Below are 21865 nucleotides of genomic sequence, written 5' to 3' on the forward strand. Positions count from 1 at the left end.
CTGGAGAACTCTTCGTCGAGTTCACGACCTGGCAGAAAGAGCAGCGGGGCGGTGCAGTCAGAGCTAGAGTAACCGAACGATCGGTCGGGACAAGGGGGACCGCCGCATCTGTGGAAAACCCCGTGCGGGAGGATCGCGCACATGACAGCACTCGACCTCAGCAGCCCCGTGGCCGTCGTCGGCACCGGCACCATGGGACAGGGCATCGCCCAGGTCGCGTTGGTCGCCGGCCACCCCGTGCGGCTCTACGACGCCCTCGCCGGGCGGGCCCGCGACGCGGCCGAAGCGATCGGCGTCCGCCTCGACCGTCTCGTGGAGAAGGGCCGGCTCAGCGGCATCGACCGGGACGCGGCCCGCGCCCGTCTGAAGCCCGTGGACAGCCTCGCGGAGCTGGCCGACTGTGCGCTGGTGGTCGAGGCCGTCCTGGAGCGGCTGGACATCAAACAGCAGCTCTTCGCGGAGCTGGAGGAGGTCGTCGCCGAAAACTGCCTGCTCGCCACCAACACCTCCTCGCTGTCGGTGACGGCCATCGCCGGCCCGCTGCGCCACCCGGGCCGCTTCGTGGGCCTGCACTTCTTCAACCCGGCCCCGCTGCTGCCGCTGGTCGAGGTCGTCTCCGGGTTCGCCACCGACGTCACGTCGGCCACGCGCGCGTACGAGACCGCCCGCGCCTGGGGCAAGACGCCGGTGGCCTGTGCGGACACCCCCGGCTTCATCGTCAACCGCATCGCCCGGCCCTTCTACGCCGAGGCGTTCGCCGTCTATGAGGGGCAGGCCGCCGACCCGGCCACCATCGACGCCGTCCTGCGCGAGTCCGGCGGCTTCAAGATGGGCGCCTTCGAGCTGACCGACCTGATCGGGCAGGACGTCAACGAGTCGGTCACCCATTCGGTGTGGCAGTCCTTCTTCCAGGATGTGCGTTTCACGCCCTCCCTCGCCCAGCGCCGGCTGGTCGAGTCCGGGCGGCTCGGCCGCAAGTCCGGGCGCGGCTGGTACGACTACACCGCCGCCGCCGAGCGCCCGGGGCCGCACACCGCCGGCAGGGAGCGGCCGCCCGCGCACGTCACCGCCGAGGGCGGCCTGGGGCCCGCCGCCGAGCTGCTCACGTTGATCCGCGAGGCGGGCATCCAGCTCCGTGAAGAGGACGAGAACGAGGGCACGCGCCTGGTACTGCCGAGCGGCGGTCAGCTGGCCCTCGCCGACGGCCAGACCTCGGTGGAGTTCCGCGACGTCGTCTACTTCGACCTCGCCCTCGACTACCGCAAGGCCACCCGCATCGCCCTGTCCGCCTCCCAGGACACCTCACCGCGGACCCTCGCGGAGGCCACCGGCCTCTTCCAGGCGCTCGGCAAGGACGTCAGTGTCATCGGCGACGTCCCCGGCATGATCGTCGCGCGCACGGTCGCCCGGCTCATCGACCTCGCCCATGACGCCGTCGCCAAGGGCGCGGCCACCGAGGAGGACATCGACACGGCGATGCGCCTGGGTGTCAACTACCCGCTCGGCCCCTTCGAGTGGTGCCGCAGGCTCCCCCGAGGCTGGGCCCACGACCTGCTGGAGGAACTGCACGAGCGCGACCCCTCCGGCCGGTACGCGCCCTCCCTCGCCCTCTACCGGCACTCGTACGCCACCGACCAGCGGGAGGGCACCTCATGACCACCGCCAAGCGCGACACGTACACCCCGGAGACGCTGCTGTCCGTCGCCGTGCGGGTCTTCAACGAACGCGGCTACGACGGCACCTCCATGGAGCACCTGTCCAAGGCGGCCGGTATCTCCAAGTCGTCGATCTACCACCACGTCAGCGGTAAGGAAGAGCTGCTGCGCCGGGCGGTCAGCCGCGCGCTGGACGGCCTGTTCGCCATCCTGGACGAGGAGCACGCGCGCGTGGGGCGGCCCGTCGACCGCCTCGAGCACGTCGTGCGGCGCATGGTCGAGGTGCTCATAGCCGAGCTGCCGTACGTGACCCTGCTGCTGCGGGTGCGCGGCAACACCGCCACCGAGCGGTGGGCGCTGGAGCGGCGCCGCGACTTCGACCACCGGGTCGCCGAACTGCTGGGGGCGGCCGCCGCCGACGGGGACGTACGCGGCGACGTGCAGGTCCGGCTGGCCACCCGGCTGGTCTTCGGAATGATCAACTCCATCGTGGAGTGGTACCGGCCGGAGGTGCGCGGCGCCAGCGGCCGCGAGGTGGCCGACGCGGTGGTCCGGCTGGTCTTCGCCGGCCTGCGGCAGGCCTGACCGCGACCGTCTGTGCAAGGCCTGACCTCGACCGTCTGCGTCAGGCCCGGCCAGGACTCTCGACCAGCTACGTCGGGCCTGACCTCGACAGTCTGCGTCAGCCCGGCCAGGACCGTCCGGCTCCGGCGCGGCCCGGCCCCGTCCCGGAACCGGCCTCAGCCGTCCGGCTCCAGGTCCTCCTCCTCGAACACCAGCAGCGTGCGGGTGCTGAGCACCTCGGGGATCGCCTGGAGCCGCGTCAGCACCAGTTCGCGCAGCGCCTTGTTGTCGGGCGTGTGCACCAGCAGCAGCACGTCGAAGTCGCCGCCCATGAGGGCGATGTGGGAGGCACCGGGCAGCTGCCTGAGCTGCTCGCGGACCGTGCGCCAAGTGTTCTGGACGATCTTCAGCGTGACGTACGCCGACGTGCCGTGCCCCGCGCGCTCGTGGTCCACACGCGCGCTGAACCCCCGGATCACGCCGTCCTCGACGAGACGGTTGATGCGTGCGTAGGCGTTGGCGCGCGAGACGTGGACGCGTTCGGCCACGGACCGTATCGAGGCACGGCCGTCCGCCTGGAGGATCTTCAGGATGTCCTGGTCGATGGCGTCCAGCGGGCGCGGCGGTGGCTGAACGGTGGCGTACTGCGGACCGTCGGCCATTTGTTCAGTTCCCATGTCCCCCCGCTCTGCCGCCGTGGACGTCCTGCATTCATTCCAGGCTGTGGAGAACCGTTTGTCCACAGCCTGAAGGCGCCTGTAGCCAAAATGTGCCGGCGACCGAACAATCGGTAGGTGAGGCGGGTCACAGCCGACACGCCTCCCGTAGTCGCTCCCACGAGGAGGTGCCGTCATGACGGTTCTGGAGCAGCGGGGCGCGTACCGGCCATCGCCGCCGCCCGCCTGGCAGCCCCGTATGGACCCCGCGCCGCTGCTGCCCGACGCCGAGCCCTACCGCGTCCTCGGCACGGAGGCGGCCGCCAAGGCCGACCCGGACCTGCTGCGCAGGCTGTACGCGCAGCTGGTGCGCGGGCGCCGCTACAACACGCAGGCCACCGCGCTGACCAAGCAGGGCCGTCTCGCCGTCTACCCCTCCAGCACCGGCCAGGAGGCCTGCGAGGTCGCCGCCGCCCTGGCCCTCGAAGAGCGCGACTGGCTCTTCCCCAGCTACCGCGACACCCTCGCCGTCGTCGCCCGGGGCGTCGACCCGGTCGAGACCCTCACCCTGCTGCGCGGCGACTGGCACAGCGGCTACGACCCCTATGCCCACCGCGTGGCCCCCCTCAGCACCCCGCTGGCCACCCAGCTCCCGCACGCCGTCGGCCTCGCCCACGCCGCCCGCCTCAAGGGCGACGACGTGGTGGCGCTCGCCATGGTCGGCGACGGAGGCACCAGCGAGGGTGACTTCCACGAGGCCCTGAACTTCGCCGCCGTCTGGCAGGCGCCGGTGGTCTTCCTGGTGCAGAACAACGGCTTCGCCATCTCCGTCCCGCTCGCCAAGCAGACGGCCGCGCCCTCCCTGGCCCACAAGGCCGTCGGGTACGGCATGCCGGGCCGGCTGGTCGACGGCAACGACGCGGCGGCCGTGCACGAGGTCCTCAGCGACGCCGTACGGCACGCACGCGCGGGCGGCGGTCCGACCCTGGTGGAGGCGGTGACGTACCGCATCGAGGCCCACACCAACGCCGACGACGCCACCCGTTACCGCGGCGACGCCGAGGTCGAGGCCTGGCGCGCACACGACCCGATCCAGCTGCTGGAGCAGGAGCTGACCTCACGCGGGCTGCTCGACGAGGCCGGTGTCGAGGCCGCTCGGCAGGACGCCGAGACGATGGCCGCCGACCTGCGCGAGCGCATGAACCGCGACGCCGAGCCCGACCCCATGGACCTCTTCGACCACGTCTACGCCGAGACCACCGCCCAGCTGCGCGAACAGCGCGCCCTGTTGCGGGCCGAGCTGGAAGCCGAGCAGGAGCAGCACGGCGAGCAGGAAGGCGACGCCCGATGACCACCGTCGCCGTCAAGCCCGCCACCATGGCGCAGGCCCTCACCCGCGCGCTGCGCGACGCGATGGCCGCCGACCCCACCGTGCACGTCATGGGCGAGGACGTCGGCGCCCTCGGTGGTGTCTTCCGCGTCACCGACGGCCTCGCCAAGGAGTTCGGCGAGGACCGCTGCACCGACACCCCGCTCGCCGAGGCCGGCATCCTCGGCACCGCCGTCGGCATGGCCATGTACGGCCTGCGCCCGGTGGTGGAGATGCAGTTCGACGCCTTCGCCTACCCGGCGTTCGAGCAGCTGATCAGCCATGTCTCCCGGATGCGCAACCGCACGCGCGGCAGGATGCCCCTGCCGATCACCGTCCGCGTCCCCTACGGCGGCGGCATCGGCGGCGTGGAGCACCACAGCGACTCCTCCGAGGCCTACTACATGGCCACCCCGGGCCTGCACGTCGTCACACCGGCGACGGTCGCCGACGCCTACGGGCTGTTGCGCCAGGCCATCGCCTCCGACGATCCGGTCGTCTTCCTGGAACCCAAACGGCTGTACTGGTCGAAGGACTCCTGGAACCCGGAGCACCCGACGGACGTGGAGCCGATCGGCCGGGCGGTCGTGCGGCGTCCCGGCCGCAGCGCCACGCTCATCACCTACGGCCCGTCCGTGCCGGTCTGCCTGGAGGCCGCTGAGGCCGCGCAGGCGGAGGGCTGGGACCTGGAGGTCGTCGACCTGCGTTCCCTGGTGCCGTTCGACGACGAGACGGTCTGCGCGGCCGTACGGCGCACCGGACGTGCGGTCGTCGTCCACGAGGCCACCGGGTTCGGCGGGCCGGGCGGCGAGATCGCGGCCCGCATCACCGAGCGCTGCTTCCACCATCTGGAGGCGCCGGTGCTGCGCGTGGCCGGCTTCGACATCCCCTACCCGCCGCCCATGCTGGAGCGGCACCACCTGCCCGGCGTCGACCGCATCCTGGACGCCGTGGCGCGGCTGCAGTGGGAGGCCGAGGGCTGATGGCACAGGTGCTGGAGTTCAAGCTCCCCGACCTCGGCGAAGGACTCACCGAGGCCGAGATCGTCCGCTGGCTGGTGCAGGTCGGTGACGTCGTCGCCGTCGACCAGCCGGTCGTCGAGGTGGAGACGGCCAAGGCGATGGTCGAGGTCCCCTGCCCCTACGGCGGTGTGGTCACCGCCCGCTTCGGCGAGGAGGGCACGGAACTGCCCGTCGGGGCTCCCTTGCTGACGGTGGCCGTGGGCGAACCGGCGGCGGCGCCGGAGGGCTCGGGCAACGTCCTGGTCGGCTACGGCACCCAGGCCCCGGCGGCCCGGCGGCGCCGGGTGCGGTCCGCGGCGGGCACGGCAGCCCGCAACGGGCAGGCCAGGCAGCCCGAACCCGCCCCCGCCGCGCGCGCCGCGGCTGCGGCGCCTGCCCTCGTCGACGGCCCGGTCCCGGTGATCTCTCCGCTGGTGCGCAGGCTCGCCCGCGACAACGGTGTGGACCTGCGGCAACTGGCCGGCTCTGGACCCGACGGGCTGATCCTGCGGGCCGATGTCGAGGGCGTGCTGCGAGCCAAGGCCGCGCCGACCCGCACGGTCGAGGAGCCGGCCGCACGGACCGCCACGGTCGAGGAACGTCTCGTACCGGCCCCCGGGGCGTCTCCTTCCCGAGAGGGCGTCCGTATCCCGCTCAAGGGCGTCCGCGGTGCCGTCGCCGACAAGCTCTCCCGCAGCCGCCGGGAGATCCCGGACGCGACCTGCTGGGTCGACGCCGACGCCACCGGGCTCATGCACGCGCGGGCCGCGATGAACGCGGCCGGAGGACCCAAGATCTCCCTCCTCGCGCTGCTCGCCCGCATCTGCACCGCCGCCCTCGCCCGGTTCCCCGAACTGAACTCCTACGTCGACACCGAGGCCCGCGAGGTCGTCCGACTCGAGCACGTACACCTCGGATTCGCCGCGCAGACCGAGCGCGGGCTGGTCGTGCCGGTCGTCCGGGACGCCCACGCGCGCGACGCCGAGTCGCTGACCACCGAGTTCGCCCGGCTCACGGAGGCCGCCCGCACCGGGACGCTCACACCCGGGGAACTCACCGGAGGCACCTTCACGTTGAACAACTACGGCGTCTTCGGCGTCGACGGGTCCACGCCGATCATCAACCACCCGGAGGCGGCCATGCTCGGCGTCGGCCGCATCGTCCCCAAACCCTGGGTGCACGAGGGCGAGCTGGCGGTGCGCCAGGTCGTGCAGCTCTCGCTCACATTCGACCACCGGGTGTGCGACGGCGGTACCGCGGGCGGTTTCCTCCGGTACGTGGCGGACTGCGTGGAACAGCCGGCGGTGCTCCTGCGCACGCTGTGATCATGAAGGCAGGTGGTCCTGCGCGAGCCGCGACCGTGAAGGCCGGTGCTCCTGCGCACCTTGTGACGCACCGGTCCGCACGGAGGGGCCGACAGGACATACTCGGAGGGTGACCGACAACGCCCCCGCCGCACCCGGGACCGCCGTGCCGTACGACGCCGTCGTGCTGGCCGGTGGTGCCGCCCGGCGGCTCGGCGGGGCCGACAAGCCCGGCGTGCGGGTCGGGGGCCGCGCGCTGCTCGACCGGGTGCTCGCGGCCTGCGGGGGCGCCCGTACGACCGTCGTCGTGGCCGCGCCCCGGCCCACCGCGCGGCCGGTGCGCTGGGCGCGCGAGGAGCCGCCCGGCGCCGGACCGGTGGCCGCGCTGGAGGCAGGGCTGCGGCACACCACGGCCGAGTACGCCGTTGTCCTCTCCGCCGACCTCCCCTTCCTCGAACAGGCCGCCGTCAGGCGCCTACTGGGGACCCTGCTGGACTCCGGAGCCGATGGTGCGCTACTCACCGACGCGGGGGGCCGCGACCAGCCGCTCGTGGCCGCCTACCGCAGCGCCGCGCTGCGCCGCGAGCTGACCTCCCTCGCCGCCGCGCACGACGGCCTGACCGGACTGCCCCTGCGCCGCCTGACCGGCGCCCTCCGCCTCATCCGCGTCCCGGACCCGCTGGCATCCTTCGACTGCGACACCTGGGACGACATCGCCGACGCCAGGGCACGCATCAGGGAGCATGGGCACGTGTTGGATGAATGGATCTCCGCAGTCAAGGACGAACTGGGCATCGACCTGGACGTCGACACCGACGTCCTGCTCGACCTGGCACGGGACGCCGCGCACGGCGTGGCCCGGCCCGCCGCCCCGCTGACCACCTTCCTCGTCGGCTACGCCGCGGCCCAGGGCAAGGGAGGTCCCGAGGCCGTCGCCGAGGCCGCCCGCCGAGCCGCCGCGCTGGCCCTGCGGTGGGAAGAGGAGAACAGCGTGGGCGCGGAAGACGAGAGCGGGGGCCCGAGCGCCCCGGACGCCGGATGACCGCCCCCGGAACCCGGTCCGGGGCGCCCGCCGTGGACAGCGACGACCTCGACGTCGAGGAGGCCCTGGCCCTGGTGAGGAAACCCGAGGACGGCAGCACCGCCCCCGCCCCCCGGCGCCGACCGCCGGCGGACGGAGCCGGCCGGCACGAGCGGCACCGGGCCACCCCCTGGCCGCGGGCCCGCGAGATCGCCTCCCGCGCCGCGCGGTCCGGCGCCCGCCGCGCCACCGTCTCCGTGCCGCTCGGCGACGCCCTCGGGCTGGTCCTGGCCGCCCCCCTCGACGCGCTCACCGACCTGCCGTCCTTCGACACCTCCGCGATGGACGGCTGGGCGGTCGCCGGGCCCGGCCCCTGGGAGGTGCGCGACGAGGGCGTACTCGCCGGGCACGCGCACCCCGGGCCGCTCACCGACGGCGAAGCGGTGCGGATCGCGACCGGCGCCCGCATCCCCCCCGACACCACCGCCGTCCTGCGTACCGAGCACGGCCGCACGGACGCCCAGGGCCGCCTGCACGCCACGCGCGACATCGTGCACGGCCACGACATCCGCCCCCGTGGCCAGGAGTGCCGCGACGGCGACCAGCTGCTGCCCGTCGGCACCCTGGTCACCCCGGCCGTACTGGGCCTCGCCGCGGCGGCCGGATACGACACCGTCACCGCCGTTCCCCGGCCCCGCGTCGACGTCCTCGTCCTCGGCGACGAGTTGCTGACCGAGGGCCTTCCGCACGACGGGCTGATCCGGGACGCGCTCGGACCCATGCTGCCGCCCTGGCTGCGCGGGCTCGGCGCCGAGGTCGTCGCGGTGCGCCGGATCGGTGATGACGCCCAAGCCCTGCGCAAGGCGGTCACCGGTTCCGACGCCGACCTGATCGTCACCACGGGCGGCACCGCCGCCGGACCCGTCGACCACGTCCATCCCGTCCTGGAACGGATCGGCGCCGAGCTCCTCGTCGACGGCGTGGAGGTGCGCCCCGGCCACCCCATGCTGCTCGCCCGCACCAAGGACAACCAGCACCTCGTCGGCCTGCCCGGCAACCCCCTCGCGGCCGTCTCCGGCCTGCTCACGCTCGCCGAGCCGCTGTTGCGGACCCTCGCCGCCCGTCCCGCCCCGGAGCCGTACACGCTGCCGCTCAGGGACGCGGTGCAGGGGCATCCCCACGACACCCGGCTCATCCCCGTGGTGCTGCGCGGCGACCGTGCCGTACCGCTGCACTACAACGGCCCGGCCATGCTGCGGGGCATCGCCGCCGCCGACGCGCTGGCCGTCGTATCGCCGGGCGGGGCCCGGCAGGGCGAGGAGACGGAACTGCTGGACCTGCCGTGGGCGGCCGCCGGAATCGGGGTGTGTTTCACGTGAAACTTCCGGGCCAGGACGCCATCGCCCGCCAGGCGGGCGAACATCTGGTGACCCATCGGGTGCAACTCCCGAGGAAAGTGGTGGAGCGTCCGATCCGCCAGGTGGTCAAACGGCTGTTCATGGCCCTGGCGGTACTGGTCGCCACCGCGTTGACCGTCTACGCCGACCATGAGGGCTACAACGACAACTCCGACGGCTCGGTCGACCTCCTCGACGCGTTCTACTACGCGACCGTCACCCTCTCCACCACCGGCTACGGCGACATCACCCCGGTCAGCGACGGTGCCCGGCTGACCAACATCTTCGTCATCACACCCTTGCGCGTGCTGTTCCTGATCATCCTGGTCGGCACCACGCTGGAGGTCCTCACGGAACGCACCCGGGATGAATGGCGCCTGAACCGCTGGAGGTCCACCTTGCGTGACCACACCGTCGTCATCGGCTTCGGCACCAAGGGGCGGTCGGCCATCCAGACCGTCTGCGCGACCGGCCTGAAGAAAGAACAGGTGGTCGTCATCGACCCCAGCTCCAAGGTGATCGACGCGGCGACCGCGGAGGGCTACGCGGGGGTCATAGGGGACGCCACCCGCAGTGATGTGCTCAAGCGTGCCGAGGTGCACAAGGCGCGGCAGATCATCGTCGCCCCGCAGCGCGATGACACGTCGGTCCTCGTCACCCTGACCGCCCGCCAGCTCAACCGCAGCGCGAAGATCGTCGCCGCCGTCCGCGAGGAGGAGAACGCCCCGCTGCTCAAGCAGTCCGGTGCGGACGCCGTCATCACCAGCTCGGGCGCGGCCGGGCGGCTGCTCGGTCTCTCGGTGCTCAGCCCCGCGGCCGGCATGGTCATGGAGGACCTGATCCAGCAGGGCAGCGGCCTGGACCTCATCGAGCGCCCGGTCGTCCGCAGCGAGGTGGGCAAGACACCGCGCGAGACGGACGACCTCGTCGTGAGTATCGTCCGCGGACACCGGGTGCTCGGCTACGACGACGCGTCCATCGGCACCCTCCAGCTGACGGACCGCCTGATCACCATCATGCGCGCCTCCCCCGGCGCCCAGGTCACCCCGGACACCCGGCCACTGCCCCGAGACTGACGGGACAGCCCCGGCGTCCGGGGCGGGCGGGGCTGCCTCGGAGACGGCACCCGCGGGGAGTAGCGTCGCGTGCATGCATGCGATCACGATTCCCGAACCTGGCGGTCCCGAGGCGCTGGTGTGGGCGGAGGTCCCCGATCCGGTGCCCGGCGAGGGCGAGGTGCTGGTCGAGGTGGTGGCCAGCGCCGTCAACCGTGCCGACGTCCTGCAACGTCAGGGCTTCTACAATCCGCCGCCCGGTGCCTCCCCCTACCCCGGTCTGGAGTGCTCCGGCAGGATCGTCGCGCTCGGCCCCGGCGTGTCCGGCTGGGCCGTCGGTGACGAGGTGTGCGCGCTGCTCGCGGGCGGCGGCTACGCCGAGAAGGTCGCCGTACCGGCCGGACAACTGCTGCCCGTGCCGGAGGGCGTCGACCTCGGGCAGGCGGCCGCGCTGCCCGAGGTGGTCTGCACCGTGTGGTCCAACGTGTTCATGGTCGCGCAGCTGAGCCCCGGCGAGACACTGCTGGTGCACGGTGGCTCCAGCGGCATCGGCACCATGGCGATCCAGCTCGCCAAGGCCGTCGGCGCCAAGGTCGCGGTGACCGCGGGCACCAAGGAGAAGCTCGACTACTGCGCCGAGCTGGGCGCGGACGTCCTCATCAACTACCGCGAGCAGGACTTCGTCGCCGAGATCCGGCAGGCGACCGACGGCGCGGGTGCCGATGTCATCCTCGACAACATGGGTGCCAAGTACCTGGACCGCAACGTCCAGGCCCTCGCCGTCAGCGGCCGCCTCGCGATCATCGGCATGCAGGGGGGTGTGAAGGGGGAGCTGAACATCGGGACGCTGCTGAACAAGCGGGCCGCGATCAGTGCGACCTCGTTGCGCGCCCGCCCGCTCGGTGAGAAGGCGACCATCGTGGCGGCCGTACGCGAGCATGTGTGGCCTCTGCTCGCCACCGGGCAGGTCCGCCCGGTCGTGGACCGCGAGCTGCCGATGCCGGATGCGGCCGAGGCGCACCGGGTGCTGGAGGCGAGCGGCCACATCGGCAAGGTGCTGCTGGTCGCGCCGTAGCGGGGCGTGGGGCGGGTCAGCTCTTGCGGAGCCTGAGCCCCAGGAGCGCCAGCCCCAGACCCAGGCCGATGAGGACCAGCCCGCTGCCCAGCGGAAGGATCTGCAGGACCGGCTCGGTGCGGGCTTCGCCCTGCTGGACGGGCTGCTGGGCGGCGGGCGGCCGCGGGGTCCGGGTGGGCTCGAGGCCGGCCTCCTCGGGCGGCTGGGAGGCGCCCTGCGTCCCGCCCGGGACGTCCGCGGTCTCCGGTTCCTCCGGCTGGCCGGCGGTATCGGAAGCCCGGATGGGCAGGGTGTCGTCGTCGCCTTCCACCTCGGCCGCGGGGCCGTCCGGTCGTCCCGGCCGCATCCTCCCCTCACCGGCCCGGCTCCCCGCCCGCGACGGCTCGGTGGCGGGGTGGGAGGGGCGGACCGAGGCGGAGGCGGAGTCGGACGGTGTGGGGACGGCCCACGCACCGGCGGCGGCCTGGTGAGACCGCCCAGGGCCCGGACGGTCCGCCTGCTCGTGCCCGAGATGATCCGGGCGCTCGCTGTCCGGAGGGGCGAGAGGGACCGGAGGGGCCGGATGGGCCGGCAGGGCCGGGCGTCCGCCGGCGGCGTGGGACGCGTCGGGCTCGACGGCGTACGCGAGCACGGTGCCGTAGGCGGTGACGGCGCCGTAGACCGGCAAGGCCGCCGTGAGCACGAGCAGCAGCCGTACGCAGTGGTGCGAGAGTCGCAGCCATGAAGACACGTCGGTGACCTCCCGGAGCCCAGGTGCTGTGACCGATGGAAAACCGACGGGAATCAGCCTCACATTCAATGACAAAGAGGGCACTTCGGATTGGGCCGTCGGGTCTAAACGGTGGATCAGCCCCGCGAGGGGGCACGACGGTGATGAGGTGTACGGGTGCGAGAGAATGGCGGCATGGAGATGCCGAGGAACGAACGGTCGCCGGAGAATCCCCAGATCCTGGTCGTGGGCCAGGACGGCATGGCGATCGGCGGCGGGGGCGGAGACGAGGACTCCCGCGAAATTCCGGTGACGGAGCAGGTCGAGCAGCCGGCCAAGGTGATGCGGATCGGCAGCATGATCAAGCAGCTCCTCGAGGAGGTGCGCGTGGCTCCTCTCGACGAGGCCAGCCGGGTGCGGCTGAAGGAGATCCACGCCAGCTCGGTGAAGGAGCTGGAGGACGGGCTGGCCCCGGAGCTGGTCGAGGAACTGGAGCGGCTGTCGCTGCCGTTCACCGACGACGCGACCCCGAGCGATGCGGAACTGCGCATCGCGCAGGCGCAGTTGGTGGGCTGGCTGGAGGGCCTTTTCCACGGGATCCAGACGACGCTGTTCGCCCAGCAGATGGCCGCGCGGGCCCAGTTGGAGCAGATGCGCCGCGCCCTTCCGCCGGGCGTCACCGGCCAGGAGGGCGACGACCCCCGCGCCGGCGGCCGCACGGGCGGGCCGTACCTGTGAGCGGGTGGTTTCCTGTGAGCCGTCCACGCGACTGAACCACGGCAAGCGAAAGGGCCCGGCGGACGACCGCCGGGCCCTTTCACACGGGGTTGACGAGGGTTACTGCGGCTCGCCCGTCGAGACGCTCAGCTCGATCTTGCCGAGGTCCTTGGGGTCGACATCCGTGCCCTCGCCGGGGAACTGGTCGATGACGGTGTCCTTGCCCCAGGTGTTCTCGTTCACCTTCTTGATGTGCCAGGTCCAGCCCGCGGCCTGGAGGCACTCCTTCACGGAGCTGATGTCCTTGTAGCGGAAGTCGGGCAGCTGGATCTTGTCCGGGTCGTCGTAGGACTCGTCCGGGGCCGTGCACTTGTCCTTGTCGATCCGCCGGGTCGGGTCCGGACCGCGGTAGCCCGCCTTGTGGGAGGCGGACTTCGAGGCGCTCGCGCCGCGGCCCTGGTTGCCGTCGCCGTTGTCGTGCAGCGTCAGGGCGACGACCAGACCGACGACCACGACGAGCGCCACCCCGACCGAGCCGATGATCACCGGCTTGTTGCTCTTGCCGCCGCCCGGCTGCGCGCCCGGCTGGGGCGAGATCGTGTACGGCGGCGGGGTCGCGGCGGTCTGCGGTCCGTAGCCCACCGGAGGCGTCTGGTAGCCGCCCTGCTGCGGATAGCCGTAGGTCGGGGCGGGCGCGGGCGTCTGGGGGCCGTACGGATTCGGCTGGTACGGCGTCTGCACCGGCCCGGCGGGCGGCGGGGTCGTCTGGCCCACCGGCGGGAACACCGCGGAGCCGACGCCCGAGCCGCTCTGCACCGGTCCGGCGCCCGGCACGATGCTCGGCGCGGCCGGCTGGACGGAGGCCGCGACGCGCAGGCACTCGGCGCGCATGGCCTCGGCGGTCGGGAAACGCTCGTTCGGGTTCTTCTTCAGCGCGCGGGCGACCAGCGCGTCGACCGCGGGCGGCAGCGCGCGGTTGATCGACGAGGGAGCCACCGGCTCCTCCTGCACATGCGCGTACGCGATCGCCAGTGGGGAGTCGGCGTCGAACGGCAGCCGCCCGGTGACCAGCTGGAACAGCATGATGCCGACCGAGTACAGGTCGGAGCGGGCGTCCACGCCGCGGCCGAGGGCCTGCTCGGGCGAGAGGTACTGCGGGGTGCCGACGACCATGCCGGTCTGAGTCATCGAGGTGACGCCGGACTGCATGGCGCGGGCGATACCGAAGTCCATGACCTTCACGACACCGCGCTTGGTCATCATCACGTTGCCCGGCTTGATATCGCGGTGGACCAGCCCCATCTCGTGGCTGATCTCCAGCGCCGCCAGCACGTCCGCGGTGATCTTCAGCGCCTTGTCGGCGGGCATCGCGCCGTACTGGCGGATGTCCTCCCCCAGGACCGAGCCCAGCGGCCGGCCCTCGATGTACTCCATGACGATGTACGGCGTCGGCATGCCGGTCCCCGCGGCGGAGCCGTCGTCGGACAGTGTGTCCTCGCCCGTGTCGAAGACGGAGACGATGTTGGTGTGCGTGAGCTTGGCCACGGCCTGGGCCTCGCGGCGAAAGCGCTCGCGGAAGGCCTGCTCGCGGCCCAGCTCGGTGTGGAGCGTCTTGATCGCGACCTGACGGTCCAGCACGGCGTCGTACGCCAGGTGTACCGAGGCCATGCCGCCCTCGCCGAGCAAGTCGCGCAGCTGGTAGCGGCCGCCGGCCAGCGCCTGCCCCGCGTACCGGCCGTGTGCGCCGTCCTGGCTCATCTCTCCGCGTCCCCCACTGGCCGTCCGGCGTCGCCGCCCAGCGAACAGGCCTTGATCGAATGTGTCATTCCCGGCCAAGTCTGCCCGAGGGCACCGACACGTCAAGCTCGGTGCCCGTTCCGTGACCGTACGCGAAAGAAGCGTCGCGGAAGCGTTACTTCGGGCGTGCGACCGGTACACGGAATTTGCACGAGAGCGCGTGCTAGAGGTTTCATGACCGGTCCGTCTCAGGCCGGTCCCGGTTCCGGTTCCGGACCGGAGGCCACCGCGAAGGCTGTAGCGTGGCCGACGGAGACCGTAACAACACCGCGCGCACCGCGGGCAGAAACGACGGCGAGGACCGATGGCACAGACGCACAGCGCCCAGGGCCCGTCCGACCCCGAGGCGACTGGCGGCGGCATGTCAGACACGCCGGAGATGTGGGGTAACGGAGGGCTGGTCGGTGACGGCCGGTACCGGCTCACACACCGGCTCGGCCGGGGCGGCATGGCCGAGGTGTTCGCGGCCGAGGACGTGCGCCTGGGCCGTACGGTCGCGGTCAAGCTGCTCCGCGCCGACCTGGCCGAGGACCCGGTCTCCAAGGCCCGCTTCACCCGCGAGGCCCAGTCGGTCGCCGGACTCAACCACCACGCGATCGTCGCCGTGTACGACTCCGGCGAGGACTACGTGGGCGGCCAGTCCGTGCCGTACATCGTGATGGAGCTGGTCGAGGGCCGCACCATCCGCGACCTGCTGCTGAACGCCGAGGCGCCGGGCCCCGAGCAGGCCCTGATCATCGTCTCCGGAGTGCTGGAGGCGCTCGCCTACTCGCACCAGCACGGCATCGTGCACCGCGACATCAAGCCGGCCAACGTCATCATCACTCACAGCGGTGCCGTCAAGGTGATGGACTTCGGCATCGCCCGCGCCCTGCACGGCGCGTCCACGACGATGACGCAGACCGGCATGGTCATGGGCACCCCGCAGTACCTCTCCCCGGAGCAGGCGCTCGGCAAGGCCGTCGACCACCGCTCCGACCTGTACGCGACCGGCTGCCTGCTGTACGAACTCCTCGCCCTCCGGCCGCCGTTCACCGGTGAGACCCCGCTGTCGGTGGTCTACCAGCACGTCCAGGACATCCCGACCCCGCCCTCGGAGGTCTCCGACGCCGTGCCGCCGGAGCTGGACGGCCTGGTCATGCGCTCTCTCGCCAAGGAGCCCGACGACCGGTTCCAGACGGCCGAGGAGATGCGCGGTCTGATCCAGTACGGCCTCCAGATGCTGTACGACCAGGGCGGCCACACCGGCACCTGGAACACGGGCCCGGTGGAGACGCACGACGGCCGGCACACCCCGGCGGCCGGCTTCGCCGGGACGACCGTGATGCAGCATCCCGGCGACTTCGGCGCGGGCACCGCGCAGATCCCGCAGCCGATCCTGCCCGCCGGATACGGGGGCGGCGACGAAGGCGGCTTCGAAGGGCACGGCAACAAGGGCAGTGGGCGCGGCAAGCTGTGGATCCTCGCCGTCCTCGCGGTCATCGCGATCGCGGCGGGCGTCGCGGTGGCGCTCAAGGGCGTCGGCGGCAGCAGCGGCAACGGCACCGACACCAAGCCGACGACGACGCACTCCAAGAGCACGAAGGAACACTCCCCCTCCCCGAGCCCGTCCGACGACAGCACGGACGAGCAGCCCACGGAGCCCTCCACCGGCACCGGCTCGGACACGGGGGGCACCGGCTCCAACTGGCCCCCGCCGTACACCCCGTCGTACACGCCGTCCCAGTCGGCCAGCTCCGAACCGAGCGACGAGCCGTCCGACCCGCAGACCTCGCAGTCGCAGCCCACGGACCCCGCGGACGGCGGCACGGACACGGGGACCACGGAAGGCGGCACGGACACGGGCACCACGGAGGGTGGCACGGACACGGGCACCACGGACGGCACCGTCGACGGGGCCACGGCGGACGGCGGCACGGGCGACACCGCCGGTTGAAGGACACCCACGGCGACCGGGCCGGCATCACACTGACCTGCCGGCCCGTCCCGGCCGCCCCGGGTCACCGCACGAACGCGTCGCACACCGTGTCGTACGCGCGTGTCCACCACACCGCGAGCGCCGAGGCGGCCGGGAACTGGCAGTCCGCGCGCGTGTCGCCGCGCTCGTAGTGCCAGCGCAGCATCCAGAAGTCGTTCAGCCGCTCCCACCACACCCGGTGCACGGCCGCCGCCAGCTCCGAGGGCGGGGCGCCGGCCGCACGCCGGTACGCGCGCGCGTACGCCCGCACCTTCGGCAGGTCCAGCTGGCCCGCGGGCCGTACGAAGAAGATCGCGGCGGCGCGTACGGCCTCCTCGGCGCGGGGCTGCACGCCGAGCCGGTCCCAGTCGACGATGGCCGCCGGGGCGTCGTCCTTGTAGAGCAGGTTGAACGGGTGGAAGTCGCCGTGCACCCAGCCCACCGAGCCACCGCGCGGCGGCCGCCGGTCCGTGTGCTGCTCCAGCAGTGCGCGGCGTTCCAGGAGGCGGTGCCGGGCCAGCTCGTCGAAGGCGTCGGCGGGGCGGTGGCGGCGCACGTGGGCGAGCAGGTCGTCGATGAGGGCGAAGGTGTCGGCCGGGTCGGCGCTCTCCACGGGGTGGGGGCTCGTGGCCGGGCGGGTGCGCCCCTTGGGTGGCATCACGCGCTCCAGACAGGCGTGCACGGCGCCCAGGAGCGCACCCAGGCGTGCGCTCTGCGCGCGCGTGAGCTGGCCGCCGTGGCGGTGCCTGCCGTCGATCCAGGGGTGCAGGGCGTAGGCGTGGCCGCCGACGACGGCGACCGTGCGGCCCTCGCGGTGCGCGAGCGGCACGGCGACCGGGACGCCGAGGTCGGCCAGGCGCTGGGTGGCCCGGTGCCGGCGTTCGATGGCGGCCGGGTCGGCGGTGTCGGGGTCGAAGTGGTGCTTGAGGAAGTAGCGGCCGCGGGTGGTGCACAACCGGTAGCCGCGGTTGAGCAGGCCCTGATCGACCGGCTCACAGGTGAGGGCGGTACCGGCGGCGTAGAGGCGCAGCAGGGCGCCCAGAGGGGGCGCGTGGGGCACGGGGGGTGGTACACAAGAGCGCGGCACGCGGCAGATGCTAGGGCACGAAAAGACCCTGTGAGCTGGGGCTTATCACACACAGTCGCCGTCGGTCGCTTTCGGTCACAGGGCGCACCGGGACGAACTCCGGGTCGACGGTCAGGCGCCCGCGCAGCCGCACGGACCTCCGTGACGGCGGCGTGGCGACAGGGAAGCTGCGACCCTCTTCAAAGTTCTGTTTGAAGGCTGTTGAAAAGGTCTGACGAATTCCAAGGCCTTGGAGGATTCACTCGCCCGCAGAGATTGCGGGGCTTTTCCGTTTCTTGATCGTTTTCTCGGGCGGGTGCGGCCGTGCACCGATCTGACGCCCGGTTCCGCCACGTCGAGTCGGGTGGCCGGAATCCGTACCAGAAGAAATATGCTGATTTCTCCGCCTTCACGCACGGAGTCGGTCTCCCACGCAAACTCTTCCCGTGAGCTGGGTGAGCGGGATAACGTGCGGTAGCTCCGGCCGTGAGCAAGGCTGTGACCAGCACGCTTGCCCGCCACCTCGATTTTACTTGGAAATCCAAGCAAAATCGCAGGTCAGGTGGGGTTTCACAGAAATGTGGAGCACTGGGTAACGTGATGGTTGCAGGGCGCTCGCCGGGGCACCTGTCACGCCTGTTCCCGGCCGAGTGGCACCCACCCCGTGCCCGGTGGTCGACAACAGGTGAGCCGCACTGGCCTGCCGGCAACCCCGGGGGCCGGACCGACGGAGGAGCACACGTGACCGTGGACAGCAGTGCCGCGCGCAAGCCGCGACGCAGCGCCGCAGGCAAGGCCGGCACCACCGGCAGCAAGACCGGCACGACCGGCGACGCGACCGGAGCCACCGGCACCAAGCGCACCACCCGCACCACCCGCAGCGCCGCGAAGAAGAGCCCCGAGCCGCAACTCGTGCAGCTTCTGACCCCCGAGGGCAAGCGGGTCAAGAACGCCGAGTACGACACCTACGTCGCCGGCATCACCCCCGACGACTTGCGCGGCCTGTACCGCGACATGGTGCTCACCCGCCGCTTCGACGCCGAGGCCACCGCCCTGCAGCGCCAGGGAGAGCTGGGCCTGTGGGCCTCGTTGCTGGGCCAGGAGGCCGCCCAGATCGGCTCCGGCCGGGCCACCCGCGAGGACGACTACGTCTTCCCGACCTACCGCGAGCACGGCGTCGCCTGGTGCCGTGGGGTCGACCCGACCAACCTGCTCGGCATGTTCCGTGGCGTCAACAACGGAGGCTGGGACCCGAACAGCAACAACTTCCACCTCTACACGATCGTCATCGGCTCCCAGACGCTGCACGCCACCGGCTACGCCATGGGCATCGCCAAGGACGGCGCGGACTCGGCCGTCATCGCCTACTTCGGCGACGGTGCCTCCAGCCAGGGCGACGTGGCCGAATCGTTCACCTTCTCCGCGGTCTACAACGCGCCGGTCGTCTTCTTCTGCCAGAACAACCAGTGGGCGATCTCCGAGCCCACCGAGAAGCAGAGCCGCGTGCCGCTGTACCAGCGCGCGCAGGGCTTCGGGTTCCCGGGCGTGCGGGTGGACGGCAACGACGTGCTGGCGTGCCTGGCGGTCACCAAGTGGGCACTGGAGCGCGCCCGCAACGGTGAGGGCCCCACCCTGGTCGAGGCGTACACCTACCGCATGGGTGCCCACACCACCTCCGACGACCCGAGCCGCTACCGGGGCGACGAGGAGCGGGCCGCTTGGGAGGCGAAGGACCCGATCCTGCGCCTTCGCCGGTACCTGGAGGCGTCAAACCACGCGGACGAGGGATTCTTCGCGGAACTCGAGGCCGAGTCCGAGGCGTTGGGCAAACGAGTGCGCGAAGCGGTCCGCGCCATGCCCGACCCGGACCGCTTCGCCATCTTCGAGAACGCGTACGCGGACGGGCACGCGCTCGTCGACGAGGAGCGAGCCCAGTTCGCCGCCTACCAGGCGTCGTTCGCCGATGCTGAAGGGGGTCACTGACATGGCCGAGAAGATGGCGATGGCCAAGGCCATCAACGAGTCGCTGCGCCGTGCCCTGGACGCCGACCCCAAGGTCCTCGTCATGGGCGAGGACGTCGGCAAGCTCGGTGGTGTCTTCCGCGTGACGGACGGCCTCCAGAAGGATTTCGGCGAGGAGCGGGTCATCGACACCCCGCTGGCGGAGTCCGGCATCGTCGGCACCGCGATCGGCCTCGCCCTGCGCGGCTACCGCCCGGTGGTGGAGATCCAGTTCGACGGCTTCGTCTTCCCGGCCTACGACCAGATCGTCACCCAGCTGGCCAAGATGCACGCCCGCTCGCTGGGCAAGGTGAAGATGCCGGTCGTCGTGCGCATCCCCTACGGCGGTGGCATCGGCGCGGTCGAGCACCACTCCGAGTCCCCCGAGGCGCTGTTCGCGCACGTGGCCGGCCTGAAGATCGTCTCTCCGTCGAACGCGTCGGACGCGTACTGGATGATGCAGCAGGCCATCCAGAGCGACGACCCGGTGATCTACTTCGAGCCCAAGCGCCGGTACTGGGACAAGGCCGAGGTCGACCCCGAGGCCATCCCGGCCCCGCTCCACAAGGCCCAGGTCGTCCGTGAGGGCACCGACCTCACCCTGGCCGCCTACGGCCCGATGGTGAAGCTCTGCCAGGAGGTCGCCGCCGCGGCGGGAGAGGAGGGCAAGTCCCTGGAGGTCCTGGACCTGCGCTCGGTCTCCCCGCTGGACTTCGACGCGATCCAGGCGTCGGTGGAGAAGACCCGCCGGCTGGTCGTGGTGCATGAGGCGCCGGTGTTCTTCGGCTCGGGCGCGGAGATCGCCGCGCGGATCACCGAGCGCTGCTTCTACCACCTGGAGGCTCCGGTGCTCCGGGTCGGCGGCTACCACGCGCCGTATCCGCCGGCGCGTCTGGAGGAGGAGTACCTGCCGGACCTGGACCGCGTGCTCGACGCCGTCGACCGCTCGCTGGCGTACTGAGGAGAGGGTCGTGACGACGATGACGGAAGCGTCCGTACGCGAGTTCAAGATGCCGGACGTCGGCGAGGGACTCACCGAGGCCGAGATCCTCAAGTGGTACGTCCAGCCCGGTGACACGGTCACCGACGGTCAGGTGGTGTGCGAGGTCGAGACCGCGAAGGCGGCCGTCGAACTCCCCATCCCCTACGACGGCGTGGTCCGTGAACTGCGCTTCCCGGAAGGCACCACGGTGGACGTGGGCACGGCCATCATCACGGTGGACGTGGCGGGCGGCGCGGCGGCCGAGGCACCCGCCGAGCAGCCGAAGGCGGCGCCCGAGCAGCCCGCCCAGCGGTCCGAGGAGCCGAAGAAGGAGGCCCGCCAGCCGGTCCTCGTCGGCTACGGCGTGTCCACCTCCGCCACCAAGCGCCGCCCCCGCAAGGGCCCCGAGGTCACCGTGCCGGCACCGGCCCAGGCGATCCAGGCGGAGCTGAACGGCCACGGCCACGCCCCGGTCGCGGAGAAGCCCCGCCCGCTGGCCAAGCCGCCGGTGCGCAAGCTGGCCAAGGACCTGGGCGTCGACCTCGCCGTGATCACCCCGTCCGGGCCGGACGGGGTCATCACCCGCGAGGACGTCCACGCGGCGGCCACGCCCACGGCCGCTCCCGAACCGGTGGTGCAGACCCCCGCGACGGCCCGTCCGGCCCCCGCACCCGCCGTGACCCACGACGGTGCGCGGGAGACGCGTATCCCGGTCAAGGGCGTGCGCAAGGCGACGGCGGCGGCGATGGTCGGTTCGGCCTTCACGGCGCCGCATGTCACGGAGTTCGTGACGGTGGACGTGACCCGCACCATGAAGCTCGTCGAGGAGCTCAAGCAGGACAAGGAGATGCAGGGCCTGCGGGTGAACCCGCTGCTGCTCATCGCCAAAGCCCTGCTGGTCGCCATCAAGCGCAACCCGGACGTCAACGCGTCCTGGGACGAGGCGAGCCAGGAGATCGTGCTCAAGCACTACGTCAACCTGGGCATCGCTGCGGCGACCCCGCGCGGTCTGATCGTGCCGAACATCAAGGACGCCCACGCCAAGACGCTGCCGCAGCTGGCGGAGGCGCTGGGCGAGCTGGTGTCGACGGCGCGCGAGGGCAAGACCTCGCCGGCCGCGATGCAGGGCGGCACGGTCACCATCACCAACGTGGGCGTCTTCGGTGTCGACACCGGCACGCCGATCCTCAACCCCGGCGAGTCCGCGATCCTCGCGGTCGGAGCGATCAAGCTTCAGCCGTGGGTCCACAAGGGGAAGGTCAAGCCCCGCCAGGTCACCACACTGGCGCTGAGCTTCGACCACCGCCTGGTCGACGGGGAGCTGGGCTCCAAGGTCCTGGCGGACGTGGCGGCGATCCTGGAGCAGCCGAAGCGCCTGATCACCTGGGCATGAGCCGAGGAGGCCGCGCACCCGGATCCCCGGGGGCGCGGCTCGGTCCACACCAGCGCCCACACCAACGGCCGTCGGCCGAAGCCGCCCGAGCGGACGTACACCCGCCGCCGGTGGCCAGTCCCCTCGTCAGCAGCGACAACACGCCA

16 protein-coding genes and 2 pseudogenes are annotated in these 21865 nt (G+C 72.0%); 14 read left to right on the forward strand and 4 right to left on the reverse strand.

What is annotated here, in order from left to right:
* The first annotated feature begins 141 nt into the window (after positions 1-141).
* A complete protein-coding gene (locus ABZ079_RS07125; protein WP_356938385.1) occupies positions 142-1656 on the forward strand; it encodes a 3-hydroxyacyl-CoA dehydrogenase in 1515 nt (504 codons plus the stop codon).
* Complete coding sequence (locus tag ABZ079_RS07130) at positions 1653-2240, forward strand: TetR/AcrR family transcriptional regulator (protein WP_356938386.1); 588 nt, start codon at positions 1653-1655, stop codon at positions 2238-2240. The genes ABZ079_RS07125 and ABZ079_RS07130 overlap by 4 nt, the downstream gene beginning before the upstream one ends.
* A gap of 155 nt (positions 2241-2395) precedes the next feature.
* Here the strand turns inward: ABZ079_RS07130 and ABZ079_RS07135 are convergent, their stop codons facing one another.
* A complete protein-coding gene (locus ABZ079_RS07135) occupies positions 2396-2881 on the reverse strand; it encodes an Lrp/AsnC family transcriptional regulator (RefSeq protein ID WP_356938387.1) in 486 nt (161 codons plus the stop codon).
* A gap of 190 nt (positions 2882-3071) precedes the next feature.
* On the opposite strand from ABZ079_RS07135, the gene pdhA (ABZ079_RS07140) reads away from it, so the two are divergent.
* The 7 genes and pseudogenes from pdhA (ABZ079_RS07140) (at position 3072) to ABZ079_RS07170 (ending at position 11097) form a co-directional block, all read left to right on the forward strand.
* Entirely contained in the window at positions 3072-4226 is a 1155-nt protein-coding gene (gene pdhA / locus ABZ079_RS07140; RefSeq protein WP_356938388.1) for a pyruvate dehydrogenase (acetyl-transferring) E1 component subunit alpha, read from the forward strand.
* Complete coding sequence (locus tag ABZ079_RS07145) at positions 4223-5227, forward strand: alpha-ketoacid dehydrogenase subunit beta (RefSeq protein ID WP_356938389.1); 1005 nt, start codon at positions 4223-4225, stop codon at positions 5225-5227. The genes pdhA (ABZ079_RS07140) and ABZ079_RS07145 overlap by 4 nt, the downstream gene beginning before the upstream one ends.
* Positions 5227-6570: a dihydrolipoamide acetyltransferase family protein gene (locus tag ABZ079_RS07150; RefSeq protein WP_356938390.1), complete on the forward strand. Its 1344-nt coding sequence runs from the start codon at positions 5227-5229 to the stop codon at positions 6568-6570. The genes ABZ079_RS07145 and ABZ079_RS07150 overlap by 1 nt, the downstream gene beginning before the upstream one ends.
* A 163-nt stretch (positions 6571-6733) precedes the next feature.
* A pseudogene (locus tag ABZ079_RS07155) lies at positions 6734-7144 on the forward strand (molybdenum cofactor guanylyltransferase); the annotation flags it as partial.
* A gap of 167 nt (positions 7145-7311) precedes the next feature.
* Positions 7312-8949 (forward strand): annotated as a pseudogene (locus ABZ079_RS07160) (molybdopterin-binding protein); the annotation flags it as partial.
* Entirely contained in the window at positions 8946-10043 is a 1098-nt protein-coding gene (locus tag ABZ079_RS07165; protein ID WP_356938391.1) for a potassium channel family protein, read from the forward strand. The pseudogene ABZ079_RS07160 and the gene ABZ079_RS07165, both read left to right, overlap by 4 nt.
* 73 nt (positions 10044-10116) lie before the next feature.
* Positions 10117-11097: an NAD(P)H-quinone oxidoreductase gene (locus ABZ079_RS07170; RefSeq protein WP_356938392.1), complete on the forward strand. Its 981-nt coding sequence runs from the start codon at positions 10117-10119 to the stop codon at positions 11095-11097.
* Positions 11098-11113: 16 nt separating this feature from the next.
* On the opposite strand, the gene ABZ079_RS07175 is transcribed toward ABZ079_RS07170, so the two are convergent.
* A complete protein-coding gene (locus tag ABZ079_RS07175; protein WP_356938393.1) occupies positions 11114-11827 on the reverse strand; it encodes a hypothetical protein in 714 nt (237 codons plus the stop codon).
* A gap of 174 nt (positions 11828-12001) precedes the next feature.
* Here ABZ079_RS07175 and ABZ079_RS07180 point away from each other — a divergent pair, with 174 nt between their 5' ends.
* A complete protein-coding gene (locus ABZ079_RS07180; protein ID WP_356938394.1) occupies positions 12002-12544 on the forward strand; it encodes a bacterial proteasome activator family protein in 543 nt (180 codons plus the stop codon).
* A 99-nt stretch (positions 12545-12643) separates the two neighbouring features.
* On the opposite strand, the gene ABZ079_RS07185 is transcribed toward ABZ079_RS07180, so the two are convergent.
* The gene (locus tag ABZ079_RS07185) at positions 12644-14281 is read right to left on the reverse strand and encodes a protein kinase (RefSeq protein ID WP_356938395.1); all 1638 of its coding nucleotides are present in this window, start codon (positions 14279-14281) and stop codon (positions 12644-12646) included.
* 343 nt (positions 14282-14624) lie between these two features.
* On the opposite strand from ABZ079_RS07185, the gene ABZ079_RS07190 reads away from it, so the two are divergent.
* A complete protein-coding gene (locus tag ABZ079_RS07190; protein WP_356938396.1) occupies positions 14625-16256 on the forward strand; it encodes a protein kinase in 1632 nt (543 codons plus the stop codon).
* A 64-nt stretch (positions 16257-16320) separates the two neighbouring features.
* Here ABZ079_RS07190 and ABZ079_RS07195 read toward each other — a convergent pair whose 3' ends face one another.
* Entirely contained in the window at positions 16321-17337 is a 1017-nt protein-coding gene (locus ABZ079_RS07195; protein WP_356938397.1) for a phosphotransferase, read from the reverse strand.
* A gap of 747 nt (positions 17338-18084) precedes the next feature.
* Here ABZ079_RS07195 and pdhA (ABZ079_RS07200) point away from each other — a divergent pair.
* From pdhA (ABZ079_RS07200) to ABZ079_RS07210, 3 genes are read left to right on the forward strand one after another with little or no spacing between them, the layout of a single operon-like run.
* The gene (gene pdhA, locus ABZ079_RS07200) at positions 18085-19326 is read left to right on the forward strand and encodes a pyruvate dehydrogenase (acetyl-transferring) E1 component subunit alpha (protein WP_356938398.1); all 1242 of its coding nucleotides are present in this window, start codon (positions 18085-18087) and stop codon (positions 19324-19326) included.
* A 1-nt stretch (position 19327) separates the two neighbouring features.
* A complete protein-coding gene (locus ABZ079_RS07205) occupies positions 19328-20305 on the forward strand; it encodes an alpha-ketoacid dehydrogenase subunit beta (protein ID WP_356938399.1) in 978 nt (325 codons plus the stop codon).
* Positions 20306-20315: 10 nt separating this feature from the next.
* Positions 20316-21719, forward strand: coding sequence for a dihydrolipoamide acetyltransferase family protein (locus tag ABZ079_RS07210; protein WP_356938400.1), 1404 nt, complete (start codon positions 20316-20318; stop codon positions 21717-21719).
* Positions 21720-21865 lie beyond the last annotated feature (146 nt).

The organism is Streptomyces sp. NPDC006314 (assembly GCF_040613075.1).
GTDB lineage: Bacteria > Actinomycetota > Actinomycetes > Streptomycetales > Streptomycetaceae > Streptomyces.

What these genes read in the sequence shown, in the direction of transcription:
- pdhA (WP_356938388.1), top strand. Translation starts at nt 3,072, where the DNA reads ATGACGGTTCTGGAGCAGCGGGGCGCGTACCGGCCATCGCCGCCGCCC.
- ABZ079_RS07205 (WP_356938399.1), top strand. Translation starts at nt 19,328, where the DNA reads ATGGCCGAGAAGATGGCGATGGCCAAGGCCATCAACGAGTCGCTGCGC.
- ABZ079_RS07170 (WP_356938392.1), top strand. Translation starts at nt 10,117, where the DNA reads ATGCATGCGATCACGATTCCCGAACCTGGCGGTCCCGAGGCGCTGGTG.
- ABZ079_RS07145 (WP_356938389.1), top strand. Translation starts at nt 4,223, where the DNA reads ATGACCACCGTCGCCGTCAAGCCCGCCACCATGGCGCAGGCCCTCACC.
- ABZ079_RS07125 (WP_356938385.1), top strand. Translation starts at nt 142, where the DNA reads ATGACAGCACTCGACCTCAGCAGCCCCGTGGCCGTCGTCGGCACCGGC.
- ABZ079_RS07150 (WP_356938390.1), top strand. Translation starts at nt 5,227, where the DNA reads ATGGCACAGGTGCTGGAGTTCAAGCTCCCCGACCTCGGCGAAGGACTC.
- ABZ079_RS07130 (WP_356938386.1), top strand. Translation starts at nt 1,653, where the DNA reads ATGACCACCGCCAAGCGCGACACGTACACCCCGGAGACGCTGCTGTCC.
- ABZ079_RS07135 (WP_356938387.1), bottom strand. Translation starts at nt 2,881, where the DNA reads ATGGCCGACGGTCCGCAGTACGCCACCGTTCAGCCACCGCCGCGCCCG.
- ABZ079_RS07180 (WP_356938394.1), top strand. Translation starts at nt 12,002, where the DNA reads ATGGAGATGCCGAGGAACGAACGGTCGCCGGAGAATCCCCAGATCCTG.
- ABZ079_RS07185 (WP_356938395.1), bottom strand. Translation starts at nt 14,281, where the DNA reads ATGAGCCAGGACGGCGCACACGGCCGGTACGCGGGGCAGGCGCTGGCC.
- ABZ079_RS07190 (WP_356938396.1), top strand. Translation starts at nt 14,625, where the DNA reads ATGGCACAGACGCACAGCGCCCAGGGCCCGTCCGACCCCGAGGCGACT.